This is a genomic window from Herbaspirillum hiltneri N3 (genome assembly GCF_001267925.1).
Taxonomy (GTDB): Bacteria; Pseudomonadota; Gammaproteobacteria; order Burkholderiales; family Burkholderiaceae_D; genus Herbaspirillum; species Herbaspirillum hiltneri.
This window is the reverse complement of sequence record NZ_CP011409.1, coordinates 3,365,276-3,378,049: the sequence shown is the minus strand read 5'-3', so window position 1 is coordinate 3,378,049 and position 12,774 is coordinate 3,365,276. Positions and strand designations below refer to the sequence as shown.

The 12,774-nt window shown below is 64.1% G+C and carries 10 protein-coding genes; 1 reads left to right on the top strand and 9 read right to left on the bottom strand.

Features of this window, described 5'->3' with window-relative positions:
• Positions 1 to 6 precede the first annotated feature (6 nt).
• The gene (locus F506_RS15415; RefSeq protein ID WP_053198846.1) at positions 7 to 1,197 is read left to right on the top strand and encodes a GNAT family N-acetyltransferase; all 1,191 of its coding nucleotides are present in this window, start codon (positions 7 to 9) and stop codon (positions 1,195 to 1,197) included.
• Here F506_RS15415 and F506_RS15410 read toward each other — a convergent pair.
• Genes F506_RS15410 through F506_RS15370 form a run of 9 tightly spaced genes read right to left on the bottom strand, consistent with a single transcriptional unit; the run spans position 1,154 to position 12,769 of the window.
• Complete coding sequence (locus tag F506_RS15410; protein ID WP_053198844.1) at positions 1,154 to 1,927, bottom strand: polysaccharide deacetylase family protein; 774 nt, start codon at positions 1,925 to 1,927, stop codon at positions 1,154 to 1,156. The genes F506_RS15415 and F506_RS15410 overlap by 44 nt on opposite strands.
• A 23-nt stretch (positions 1,928 to 1,950) precedes the next feature.
• On the bottom strand, positions 1,951 to 3,078 hold the full coding sequence (locus F506_RS15405; protein ID WP_053198843.1) for an acyltransferase family protein: 1,128 nt from the start codon (positions 3,076 to 3,078) through the stop codon (positions 1,951 to 1,953).
• The gene (locus F506_RS15400; RefSeq protein WP_235471169.1) at positions 3,075 to 4,463 is read right to left on the bottom strand and encodes a hypothetical protein; all 1,389 of its coding nucleotides are present in this window, start codon (positions 4,461 to 4,463) and stop codon (positions 3,075 to 3,077) included. The genes F506_RS15405 and F506_RS15400 overlap by 4 nt, the downstream gene beginning before the upstream one ends.
• A gap of 4 nt (positions 4,464 to 4,467) precedes the next feature.
• On the bottom strand, positions 4,468 to 6,837 hold the full coding sequence (locus F506_RS15395; RefSeq protein ID WP_053198841.1) for a hypothetical protein: 2,370 nt from the start codon (positions 6,835 to 6,837) through the stop codon (positions 4,468 to 4,470).
• Positions 6,834 to 8,213, bottom strand: a complete 1,380-nt coding sequence (locus tag F506_RS15390; RefSeq protein ID WP_053198839.1) for an O-antigen ligase family protein — start codon at positions 8,211 to 8,213, stop codon at positions 6,834 to 6,836. Before F506_RS15390 ends, F506_RS15395 begins: the two co-directional genes overlap by 4 nt.
• Positions 8,197 to 9,135 carry a glycosyltransferase gene (locus F506_RS15385; protein WP_053198838.1) on the bottom strand — a complete coding sequence of 313 codons (939 nt, stop codon included), beginning with the start codon at positions 9,133 to 9,135 and terminating at the stop codon, positions 8,197 to 8,199. Before F506_RS15385 ends, F506_RS15390 begins: the two co-directional genes overlap by 17 nt.
• The gene (locus tag F506_RS15380) at positions 9,132 to 10,385 is read right to left on the bottom strand and encodes a lipopolysaccharide biosynthesis protein (RefSeq protein ID WP_235471168.1); all 1,254 of its coding nucleotides are present in this window, start codon (positions 10,383 to 10,385) and stop codon (positions 9,132 to 9,134) included. Before F506_RS15380 ends, F506_RS15385 begins: the two co-directional genes overlap by 4 nt.
• Positions 10,386 to 10,408: 23 nt before the next feature.
• Complete coding sequence (locus tag F506_RS15375; RefSeq protein ID WP_235471167.1) at positions 10,409 to 11,362, bottom strand: polysaccharide biosynthesis tyrosine autokinase; 954 nt, start codon at positions 11,360 to 11,362, stop codon at positions 10,409 to 10,411.
• Positions 11,363 to 11,386: 24 nt separating this feature from the next.
• Positions 11,387 to 12,769, bottom strand: coding sequence for a Wzz/FepE/Etk N-terminal domain-containing protein (locus tag F506_RS15370; protein ID WP_053198831.1), 1,383 nt, complete (start codon positions 12,767 to 12,769; stop codon positions 11,387 to 11,389).
• Positions 12,770 to 12,774: the final 5 nt, after the last annotated feature.

Genomic DNA, 12,774 nt, shown 5'->3' with positions numbered 1-12,774 from the left:
AGCTGAATGAAAGCCTTATCCCGACACTTGCTTAGCGAGCTGGCCCCGGACATTGCCGGGCGTTTTGCCGACGGCGTCGCCATCCGCATCCATACGTCCTTCGAACAGGCCGAACAACGCTGGCGCGCCGCGCAGGATACGTGTGCGTGTTACGGCTTCCAGGCCTATGACTGGCTCGCGACCTGGCATAGAACGCTGGGCAAGCGGCAGGGCTGGGAAGTCCTGCTGGTCGAACTGACCGATGCCGATGATCGCACCCTGATGCTGCTGCCGCTGGGGCGGCGGCGCCAATACGGCCTGCGCGTTGCGGGCTTTTTGGGCGGCGAAGTGACCGACTACAACGCACCGCTGCTGCGCGCCGATGCCGATCTCTCGGCTTTTTCCATGTTGTGGCCGGTGATCATGCGGCTGCTCGGCGGCGTCGACGTGTTTCGCGCGCGCCGCATGCCGCAGCACGTCGAAGGCGTGGCCAATCCTGTGGCGGCGCTGGCGGGCATGCAGCACACCGAACAAGCCCACGTGGCGACGCTCACGGCCGGTTTCGAGGAATTCCAGAAACAGCGCAGCGCCAAGGTGTTCGCCGATACGCGCCGGCAATTGCGGCGGCTGGGCGAGCTCGGTACGGTGCAATTGCTGATCGATGCGTCGCCGCCGCAGCGCGCGCAAGTGGTGGAGGCCATGGCGCGCCAAAAGGCGCGGCGCTGGCATGAGACCGGCAGTCGCGACTTGTTCGCGGAGGAGGGCTATCTGGCCTTCTATCAGGATCTCGCCGCGCAGGGACTGGGCGGCGGCGCGGTGGTGGTGTCGGCGCTGTACGTCAATGAACATCTGGTCGCCACGCATTGGGGGATCCGCTACGGCAAGCGCTTCTACTGGCTGATGCCGGGGTATGAAGACGGCGAGTGGGGGCGTTATTCGGTGGGACGCGTTTTGCTCGACGCGGTGGTGCGCGATTGCATCGCCCAGGGCCTGGCGCTGTTCGATCTCACGGTCGGCGACGAAGCCTACAAACAGCAATGGGCCGACCACATCCTGCCGCTGTATGCCGGCCAGCAAGGCCACAGTCTGCGCGGCAAGCTGGCGGTAACGCTGGACCGGACCTACCGCCGCCTGCGCGAACGGGCGCGCGCCAACGAGACCTTGCGCAAGCTGGTCAGGCGTCTGCGGGGGCAGCGTACTGCAGCAGATAGTCGATAGCAGCATTCACCGGCAACACCTTGCAGCCGGCTGCCAGCGCCGCCGCGACCGCCTGTTCGAGCCGCTCGGGCGTGAAGCCGTAGCGGCTCGGCGGATCTTCCACATCATGCGTATTCACAATCAGCCAACCCTTGCGGCGCACCGTACGCTGCAGCAGCGTGTCGTAATTCTCGGCGTCGACGTGCACGTCGTAGAGGCGATGCGTTTTCAGCGCATTCAGGTCGGCGTAGTCTTCATGCGTACCGCCACCGGTAATGCGGCTGGAGCGGAAGCGCTTGCTGCAGATGCGTTTGGCGTTGTAGGCATAGGCGCCGAACGGATAGGCGAAATTCAGGGTGAGCGGATCAACGCCCAGTTCTGCCAGGAAGGCGGCATTGCGGTCCAGTTCCTGCTCCAGTTCCGCAGCGGTCAGCGTGTCGCAGCGGATGTGCGAGTAGCTGTGGCAGCCGAGTTCGTGGCCGGCAGCCAGCAAGGTGCGGAGCTGTTCGCGCGAGTGGCAGGGTTTGCCTTCCTCGAGCGCATCGGTGAGGCCGCCGGCGACGTAAAAGGTGCCGCGCGCACCGTGCCGCTCAAGCGCCTGGGCGCCGGCCACGCACGCTGATGCGGGTACGTCGTCGAAGGTGAAGCTGACCACGCCGACATCGGCGCGCAGCGGCAGTATTTCCTTGAACGCATGCTGCGCCAGTCGTCGACTGATGCGCAGGGCGAGTTTGGAAGCGGAATCGGGCATGGGATTTTTCCGGAATCTTTGCCCTAGTTCGCGACCACATGCGCGCCGAAACGGCGACGCCAGCGCAGGAAGGGCTTTTCGACAAAGTTATAGGACGCAACGGCCAGTGCAAATGATAGCAGCACTGCGGTCGCGGCGAACCAAGGGAAGGTTTGCCAGCCGATGCGTTGGGGGCCGAGGCTGCCCGGGCCCCAGCAGATCTCGGCGATCACGATGGCGATTGGATGGTAGAGGTAGAGCGAATACGACCAGTTGCCCACGCGCCGCGCCGGTTTGCTTTCCAGCAGGCGCGTCAGCGGCGCCAGCTTGTCGGTGAAACAGATCGCGGTCACCAGCGGCATCAGCGCCAGTCCTTGCAGCGAGTAGCGCAGCGTGTCGCGAAAGCCCGGATGGCGCAGCGTGAAGCACACCAGCAGCAACAGCAGACAAACTGCCTGGACCACGTGGCTGGACGAAAAGCGCCGCCAGTGTTTTTGCGTGTCGTTGGCGAGGATCAATGCCAGCCAGGCGCCATACAGGATGGAGTCGATGCGCGTGTCCGTGGCCATGTAGATGTAATCGCTGCTGCCGCCGCTGTGATGCACGATCACGCGCCATATCAACACCAGCGCCACGCTGGCCGCCAGCACCCAGGCAAACCGTCGCAGGCTCGCGGCGCCGGCCAGCAACGCCACGCAGACGAAGGGGAAGACCAGGTAATACTGTTCTTCCACCGCCAGCGACCACAGGATGCTGAACGGATCGAAGCCGTCGCGTCCCTGGCCGAAATGCACAAAGATGCCGTAGTAGTTGGCGTAATAGAACAGCGACGCGAAGACCTTGCCCCAGCTCATGATCCCACCGGCGAGGGTGAACACCAGCGCGCCCAAAGCCACCGCGACCAGCAACGCCGGATACAGGCGGAACAGCCGGCGTACATAGAAACGTCCGACCGCGATACTACCGTTCTGGGCGTGCTCGGCCAGCAGCAGGCGCGTGATCAGCGTGCCGCTGATGAAGAAGAATACCGTGACGCCGAAGCCGCCCGGAATACTGGTGCTGAAACCCATGTGCGCCACCAGCACCAGTAGCACCGCGCAGGCGCGCAGGCCGTCGAGTCCCGGAATGTAGTCGAACGAAGGTCGTGCACTGGCAAGCGCGCCGGCGGTCATCGCAGATCCTCGATTTGTTGGCGAGCGCGGTTGTAGCCCTGCTGGTTCTCGTACATGAACGGCCCGGTGATGTTGTCGAAGGTGTAGTTCAGGCTGACCTGCACCGTGCTGCGCCGGTAGTCGATATTGCCGCCCGATTTCGACGTGGTCTGCTCACGCATGGCGTCGACACGGAAGGCCAGCCGGCGCGTGATGTCGTAGTCGTAGCGGAAACCCAGGCGCAGCAGCTCGTCGTTGCCGCTGGTCGGGGTGCTGATCTGGCTGGTGGTGAAGCCGGCGGATTTCTGCGATTCCAGCGAGCTCAGCAGCGACACGCGTGTCTTCGGCGTGGCCTGCCAGACCACGCGGCCCTGTATGCCCTTGGTCACGACGTAGAGACGGCTGTCGGCCTCGTCATTGGCCTGGGGCCGGTCCCAGATGCGGCCGTAGAAGGTGGTCTTGGCGGAGTAGTGCCAGTCGATCCCGAGCTCGGCCGACACCAGCCGGCTGTCGCGGTTGGCCACAGTGTTGAAGTGGCGTGCAATGGTGCCGAGATGGCCGATGAATACCGTGTTCTCGGAAAAACGCCAGGCGGTGTCGGTAAATAGTTCCGTATCGGTATAGCCCGAGTCGAACTGCGCGACATCGAGGGCGGTGCGATTGGGGAAATTCACCTTGTTGCGCCGCATGCCGCCCGAGAAGGTCGACTTGGTGCCGGCGGTGTAGCGGATCGCGGCCTGGACCGCATTGCTGTTCATGTTGTACATCTCGACCCGGCCCGGAATCATGTAGCTCAGGGTTTGCTGGGTCCAGGTCAGCGGTACGTCGAAACGGTTGGTGACGCGGTAGGCGACTTCGACGTTGTCCTCGCGCAGATGCGGAAACTCCGGCTCCACATTGGAAATCCCGCGCGGCGGCGGATCAGTGGGGGCGCTGCGGCGTGCAATCTCGCCGCCGAAGTAGTTGTACAAACGATCGTCGGTTCGATGGCGAATGCGGCCGCGGAACAGGTCGCTGTATTCCCAGTTATAGATGCCCTCGAACTGCTTTTTATCTTTGTTCAGACTGTAGGGGCCGCCGGTATTGACCTGCTCATTGTAATTGCCGAAGCCGCTGCCGAAATGCATCTTGGACAGCGACGCCGTCAGTTGCAGGTTGGTGCGTTCGCTCGGCAAAGGTAGGAACAGCGCGCCGCGCAAGTCGGTCGACCAGGCCGAATCCGAGGTCTTGAGTTTGTTGTCGCTGTTGCTCGGAAACATGAACGGATTGTCGATGCGATACCAGCTCAGGCCGCTCTGCAATGCGTATTCGGCGGTGGCGTGAGCAGCCGGAGCGGCCAGCAGCATGCCGAGCGCGCCGGCAGTAGCGCAGGCCAGCCGGCGCATGGCGAAAATGGGCGGAAGCATGGCGTCACTCATCGGCCACCACCTCGTACCACGGGCTGGCCTGGGCGATATCGGCCTGGATATGAATCGTCGCCACGCCATTGCTCACCGCCGCGCGGCCGGCGTCCAGCGCGGCCAATCGCTTGCCGCTGCCATCCAGCGGATAGACCGCGATGCGGCGCGCCTGCGTGCGCAGGGTGATGCGCGCTTCGTTGCGCTCCATCCAGACCGGGCCTTCGACGTCGCGCGGGCCCGAGGGTTTGTCGTTCATGCCGGAGTCGCGTTCCAGCGTCCACCATTTGGGATCGTTCTTGTAATGCACCAATTCTTTCGGCCGCGACGGCATCGATCCCGGCTGGGTGCCGGTGACGGCGCTGGAGGCGGAAATCAGAATCTGCCGCGACGACGCCAGCGGACGGTTGTCGAGCGCCGTCAGCAACACGCCGGTAAAGCCGCGGTTCTTGCCAAGCAATTCCACCGAGGCATTGTCGTCGCCGACGCGGCGCTTCATCAGGAAGCCGAAGAAGCCGCGCGCCTGCGGGGTGCGCAACTGGATGGCGCGCTGCTGGGCGTCGAACTCGAATTCGCCGTTGGGCGCGCGCAGCGGCATCGCAGGCGGCGTTTGCGTCGCCAGTTTGGCGGCGCCGCTGAGATCCATGCCCAGGCGCGCCTGCGTGGCCAGTTCCGGCCTGACGCCGTAGCGTACCGACAGATGCGATTCGAAAGCGCCCGGTTCACGCACCGCCGCCACGGCGCGACGCGCATCGGCGCCGAACGGAATCGCTGTCAGGGTCGGCAGCGTCGCCACCAGGCCGTTGCGGTACAGCATGGCGCTCTGGCCTGTGGCGGCGTACTTGCCCCAGTCGCCTGCGAGTGTGAAGGCCGACGGCGTGTCGGCCCAGTTGTCGCCGTCCATGTAGTCGAAGAAGAACAATCCATCCCAGTCCTGCGCCGCCGCGAATGCGGCCATCAGCGGCTGGATTTCGCTGCTTTGCCTGTTCGGAAAAGGCTGGTTGTATTCGCTGACCACGAAGGGCTTGCGTATGTCCCGGCGCAGCGACAGCGCCAGCAGGCGGCCGAGTTCGCCGTCGCTGGCGGCGCTGTTGCGGATGCGCCAGTCGTTGCGGTCCCAGGCCGGGCCGGGGAAATCGGGATGGTCGATGTAAAAGTGCTCGTCGATGTAATCCATCTGCGCCTGCGAGTCGAAATTGAGCACGCCGCCATAACCCATCTGGGTGCCGGTCACCGGCACCAGCGCATCGGTTTCGGCTTGCACGACCTGGCGGATGCGGTTGAAATAGGCGCGGTCGGTATCGGCCAGGAACATCAGGAAGTCGCGGATGCGCAGCGCTTCGCCGGATGTGTTGGGTGTGCCGGGATCGCTTGGGCCGAGCACTTTTTCAGCGAGCGATTTGAGCTTGCCGTCGAGGCGGTCGCGCCATTGGCCGATCTGCGAAGCGTCGGTCGGCGTCAGCAACTGGATGACCGAGTTGCTGGAGACGCAGGTGTTCCACGTCGCGCAGGCCTTGGCGGTGGAGCCGTAGCGCCGGACCAGCCATTCCTGCCACTGCTTGCGCAGCTCGGCCTCATAGGCCTTGGGTACGGCCTCGCTCCATTCGCGGCGCTGCCAGGCGGCCAGCAGCGAGGATTCGTTGTTGATCTCGACCATCGCCAGCGCCGGATTGCCGCGCAGGCCGAGGCCGCGGATCAGCTGGCGCGCGTACTCTTCCTGCAAGGCCACCATGCGCGGGTAATACACGTGCAGCGGCGCACCCAGCGGCGTGGCTTCCGCCTTGCCGTCGAGCGGCGGGAGCTGGTCAACGGCAGGGCGGAAACGATAGCCGACGTGCAGATTCAGGTTGACGTAGATGCCTTGCTGCTTCAGCGCCGCAATGAAGTTGCGCAGGCGCGTTACGGCAGTCTGGTTGAAGGTCGGATACGGGCCGGGCGTGAGCAGGCTGCGCGGCGGGTTGTCCTGCACGCCCGGGCTGCTGTCCATGTGATGCAGGCGCACCGCGTTGATGCCGAGTTTGCGCAGGCGCTGGGCCAGCCGTAGTGCATCGGCGTCGGAAGGGAAATTGGTGGCGAAGCTGAGGTTGATGCCGTACAGCCGCACGCGCGTGTCGTCGGCGGTGTTGGGACGATTGTCGGCGCCGACGCGGTAGAAATGACCGTTGCGTACGAAGATGCGCGAGCCGGCATCGAGCGGCTGGTTCATGGCCGAGCGATCAGGGGCGCCGCCCAGCTTGTCTTCGTCGACGGCGAAGGTGAAATAAGGAATGCCGTTGTCGCCAGTAGTGAATGCCGCAGGCGGGGTTTGCGCCTGTACCGGCAGCATCGAAGCGGCAAGCGCTGCCGCCAGCGCGATGGTGTGCAGCGGCGTTAATGCGTTCATGGCGCTGCTCCCGTATTGACCTGCGCCAGCCGGGCAGTTTCGGCCTGTTCCATGCGATGCACGGTGAGGCGCGCCGAGATCGCCGTCGAGGAATAGATGAAGAAAATATTCTGAAACAGCACGCCGCGGAAGACTTCGCTTTCCGACAGATTGCTGATCAGAATCAGGATCAGCATGGCCCAGTGGATGGCCGCTTCTTCGCGATCGATGCGGGTCATCTTCACCAGATTGACGATGTGGAAAATGAAGACGCTGGCCATGATCGCCAGGCCGACGATGCCGAGCTCGTTGAGGATGTCGAGATAGCCGTTGTGGGCCTGCAGCGGGATCCAGTGCAAGGCGTTGATGATCATCTGCGACGGACTGCCTTCGCCCAGCCAGAAGGCGCCGTAGCCGATGCCAAAGACCGGATGCCGCTGCACTTCCAGCAGCACCAGGCGCCAGATGTCGGTGCGGCCGGTGAGGTCGGTGCTCTTGTTGAACAGGGCGCCGAAAGGGGCGAACAATTCATTCCATTCAGGCAGGCGGCCTTGCGCGACGTAGAACATGTGCAGGCATACCAGCGCCACTACGATCAGCGTCAGCGTCAGGCGGCGGCCGTCGAATTCTCCGGTGAGATAGCGCCGGCGCACCAGCAGGTAAATGCCCGTGCCCAGCGTCGCCACCAGGATCGCGGTACTGCTCTTGGCCATCACCAGCATGAACAGGCTGAACAGGATGCCGAAGTAGCAGATCGAACGCGGGAATGTGGTGCCCAGGCTTTCCTTGATCCACAGCACCACGCACAGGCCGGAGATGGCGCCGAGTGTATTTTTTTGCGTCAGGATGCCGCGCCAGGCGCCGCCCAGTTCATAGTCCACTCCGATGCGCGGCAGCACCAGCGACACCACGAAGGACGCCGCCATGAGCGCCATCAGCGTGCCCAGCATGGTGCGGATCAGCTGATGCTTGCCGCCAATCGGCGGCGAAATCGCGATGCCGACCAGCGTCAGGCCGATCAGCTGGATGCTGCGCTTGAGCGTGACCACCGGGTAGGGCGACCACACGATGGTGAGCAGGCAATACAGGATGATGGCGATGAGCATCGGATTCAGATGCAGCACATGGCGCAGGCTCCAGCCGCGATTGCGCCAGGCCAGCCAGGCGCCGATCAGGAACACCGAGCCGAATTCCATCTGGAAGATCAGCGAGCCCTCGGCATAGCTGCCCTGCGGATCGGTGTTGCCCCAGTTGAAGCCGGGTGGCAGCAGGGAGAACGTCATGCTCATGACGATCAGCAGCCGCACCACGAACGGGTCGATGTTGCCGAACGCCGATCCCGGACGGGGCAGCGGCGATGGCGGCGATGAGGTGGAGGATTCAGTTGCCGTATTCATGATAGCGATGGCCCGCGAGGGCGCTTAACTTGCCGCATTGCGCCAGCGTCGTGCGCAGCCAGCGGATGGCCGCAATGCGTGAAAAAGGGAGGGCCAGCAGTGTCACCCCTGCGGCGATCAGCAATTGGATGAGCGCACGCACGCCGAGCTGGGCCGCACGCAAGAAGCGCGGCAGGCCGCCGAGACGGGCGATCTCCGACAGTACATAGGTCTGCCCGAGCCGATAAGAGCGGCGCAGCAGCCAGTTGAGGTTGGCGCGCTGGGCCGGCACTTCTTCGCTGACGGTGGCTTCGTCGCACCAGATGAAGCGGGCACCGTGGGCCAGCATGTCGCGAAACAGCATGGTGTCTTCCGCACCGGTGCGGCCGAAGGCCGTGTCGAAGGGGCCCCCAACGGGAGCAGATACCGCCATCAGCTTGCTGCGTCGAATGAGTACGTTGCCGGTGCGCGCATCCTTGGTGGTGATAGCGGTGCCGGTGGCGAAGCGGCGACGGTTGAAGAAATCGCCGGTGCGGATCCAGTCCGGCGTATCGGGCAGGTAGCGCGGCAGCACCGGCGCAAACACGGCGTCGGCGTTGTATTGACGCTGGGCGCGCACCAGATGGCGGATCCAGTCGGCGTCGGGCGCTTCGTCATCGTCAATGAACAGCACCCATTCACCTTGCGCCGTATGGACCGCGGCGTTGCGGGCCTGGGCGATATTGGGCGTGGTTTCGTGGCGTGCATGCAGCGGCATGGGCAGGCGGCCTTGCCAGTCGCGCAGGACCGCCGCCGCCGAGCCGGCCGGATCGTTGTCGACCACCACGACTTCCACGCGCAGGCCGTCGCAGGCCTGCTCGGTCAGCGCCATGAGCAACTGGTCCAGCAGCGCAGGGCGGCGGAACGTGCAGATGCAGATGCTGATGTCGATGGGCGCCGTCATGGATGTGCGCTCTTGCTCTTACGCCGCAGCATGGGCAGAAACACGACCCAGATCAGCAGCAGGTCGAAGGCTTCCACGATGATCAGCGACAGGATCGCGCCCCAGGTGCCGTACAGCGGAATGAAGACGGCCGCCGAGATCAGCATGATCACCAGGCAAGCCACGCCGCTCAGCAGCAGCAGCTTGTATTGGTCGTTGCTGGTCAGCCAGGAGGAGCCGATCCAGCGCGCGGCGTTGATGGCGAAGTAGCCGCCCCAGGCCAGCACCATCGGTTCCAGCCCGTGATATTTGGCGCCCAGTACATGCGCCTGCAGCCACGGCAGCGCCAGCCACAGGACGATCACGTACAGTACGGTGAGTGCTTCGATGCCGGCCACCGATGCCCAGGCCAGGCGGTCGAGGTGCTTCCAGTCGCGGGCCGCGAACAGGCGGCTGACCATCGGCCGCGCTACCCGCGACCAGGCCAGCACCGAGAGCGAAATCGGCATTAGCAGCAGGCGCGAGGCGTTGAGGTCGGCCGAGGCGGCGACGCCCAGGACAGCGGCGGCGAGATAGAGATAGCTGTAGTTGGTGGCCCAGGCCACCAGCGCACCGGGCAACGCCCAGCGGCCGCGCTGCATGACTTCGGCAACGGCGGCGCGGAAAGCGGCCGGATCGTGTTGCGCGCGCGCATAGCCGTGATCGGTGCTGCGCCACATGCCGGCGATATTTGCCAGGCCCATCACCAGCAGGATGGCCGGCACTGTGAAGTAGCCGGCCAGCAGCAGCACGCCGACGCCCACCGCTACCGCCAGCGCATAGGCGACGTCGGTATGCAGCACACGTCGCGGCCGCGCTTCGATGAAGCTGATGCTGCGATGATATTCGCGCTGTGCGTTGGCGAACAGGTAGATGGCGAAGGCGATGCCGAGCAGGATAGGGTGGGCGTCGACCTTGGCGACCTTGGCGACGATGGCGCTGCCGACGCCGAACAGCAAGGCCAGGCCGATGCTGAGCTGCCACTGGAAGCGCAGCAACAGCGTCGACAGGCGAGCGCGTTGTTCCGGTGTTTTGCCGGGGGCGATGGTGGTCAGGGGGCCGGTGATCAGCGCTTCGATCACGGTGGAGGCAAAAATGCCCGCGACATACAGCTGCGAGTAAACGCCGTAGGATTCCTTGGTGGCCAGGCGGATCAATACCAGGCCGAGCGCAAAGTTCAGGCCGCTCAACAGGGCCTGGTCGATGAGCGAGGCCAGCGAGTGAGTCAGCAACTTTTTATTGCTGACGCCACCGCCTACTTCTGGAGCGGGCCGCTCAGCCATTTGCGTAGACGGCGCCATAGTTTTTTGCCTTTGCCCTCAAGCTGATCCAGTGCGTCCTGTTCGGCGAATTCGTTGTAGACCGTGCCGATGATCTGTGCGCCGGCTGTCTTCATCTGCGCCTGCGTCTGGCGCAGGTCGTCGAGGCGGGAGTGATGCTGGCGCGCCACCAGCAGGCACATCCCGACTTGCTGGGAGATGGTCTGGGCATCGGACGACGTCTGCGCCGCCGGCGTATCGACGATGAAGACGTCGAAGTCATCGGCCAGTTGCCGCATCAGATTGCTCAGCGCGGGCTGTAGCAGGATTTCGAGCGGATTCGGCGGTTTCGGTCCGGCGCTCAGAATGTGCAGGTGCGGAAAACCTTCGGCCAGGCCGCCGGCGGAAATGGCGGTGCGTCCGGCCAGCATGGTCGACAGGCCGGTTTTGTTTTCGAGACCGAACAGTTCGTGCTGTCTTGGAGAGCGCATGTCGGCGTCGATCAGCAGCGTACGCTTGCCCATCTGGGAAAACGCCAACGCCAGGCTCGCCGCCAGGTAGCTCTTGCCTTCGCCTTCGGCGGCGCTGACGATGGCCAGCGAAATCTTTTCCTGGTCGCTGAGGCGGATCGACAGTTCGGCGCGGATCTGGCGGATCGCTTCGGCTTCCAGTCCGAACGGCGCCAGCGCGATGTCGAGCGAGTCGTCGAGGCTCTCGGTGGGCACCAGCGCGGTGGCGTAGTTGAATTGTTCCGACAGTACCGCCTGCACGTTCTGCTCGGTCAGCAGACCCAGCTTCACGGCGGCTTCGCCGAAGCGGATGTTGGCGGAGTTCTGCAGCTCGACGACGCGCGTCACCTGGTCCGGCGTGAGCAGGCCGGCTTCGACGAAGCGGGCGCCCATCTTGTCGGCGGCGCCTGCGCTTGCTGGTGTAGAGTTTTCTGTTGCCATGGTCATGAGTGCCGGGGTCGGGGCCTAGCGAATTCCGATATGGCCGATTAACGGGAGATGGATGCCGCGCACCAGGTCGTCCTCGCAACGCACGCGGCGCTGGCCCAGTTCGTACAGCAAGGCAAGGCACAAACCAAGCGCCAGGCCCACCAGAATGCTGGCGGCGATGTTCTGCAGCAGCAGCGGCTTGGAGTGCGAACTCGGCACCTCGGCCACACGCAGCACGGTCAGGTCGAAGGTGTTGATGTTGCTGGCCATCAGGATTTCATCGTACTTCGCCAGCGCGGTGTTGTAGACACGCTCGACGCTGTCAAGCTGGCGCTGGTAAGAGGTAATGGTGTCGCGATGCTTTTTCTGCTCCAGCAGTTTGTCGCGCTGGGTGTCGACTTCCTTTCTGAGTGCTTGCTCCTGCATGGCCAGGCGGCGCGCATCGATTTGCTGGGCGTCGAGCGAGCTGCGTGCTTCGCGCGAAATACGGGCGGCGAGGTCGTCGCGTTCGCTGATCAGCGCCAGTGTCTTCGGATGGCGCGGACCGAGCACGTCCTGGATGTCGGCCAAACGCTTGTTGACGTCGCTGAGCTTGGATTTCAGGTCGTTGATGTTGGGGCGCTGAGCAACTTCAGGCAATTCGTCGATGCGCAGGCCGCCGCGCACCAGGCTGTCGGTAGCGTTCTTGCGCGCCAGAGCTTCCTGCTGCTGGTTCTGGACCGCAATGAGCGAGGTCATGAGGTCGCCGAGCTGGCGCGACTGCAAGTCGTTGCGCTCGTTCGGATCAAGGATGCCGACGTCCTGCTGGTACTTGGTCAGCTTTTCCTGAATGGAGTCGGCTTCCTTGCGCAGGTGTTCGAGCTGGGCGTTGTATTGCTCGCGGCGGGCGCGCGCCGAGGCCGAGGAAATCTGCTGGTTGAGATCGATGTAGGCGCGCACCACGGCGTTGGCCAGGTCGCGCGCCTGCTCCGGCGCGCCGGCGGCGTATTCGACTTCGATCACGCGGCTGGAACGGCGTGTCACTACCAGAGTGTGGTCGTTGATGCGCTTGACCAGCTGCGAATGTGCGCGCGCTTCGCCCTCGCGCTCGATCGATTCGCGATAGGCGGCGGTGCGTTCCAGGTCCAGCGCGTCGATGACTTTCTCGGCCACGGCCTGGCTCTTGATCATGTCGAGCTGGGTCTGCATGTAGCTCTCGTCCATCATCGGCGAGAACAGGCGGCCGTTGATCGGATCGTTGCCCTTATAGTCGAGGAACACGTCGGACGACGCCGTATAAGTCTTCGGCAGCAGCAGCGTGACGACGATGGTGACCGCCATGGTCGCCATCAGCGTTTTGAAAATGGTGCCGCGCCGCGCCGAGATCATCGACGCCAGCTGTTTGGAGGACAAGCCGGTTTCGGGAGCCTGCAGGTTCACGTTAT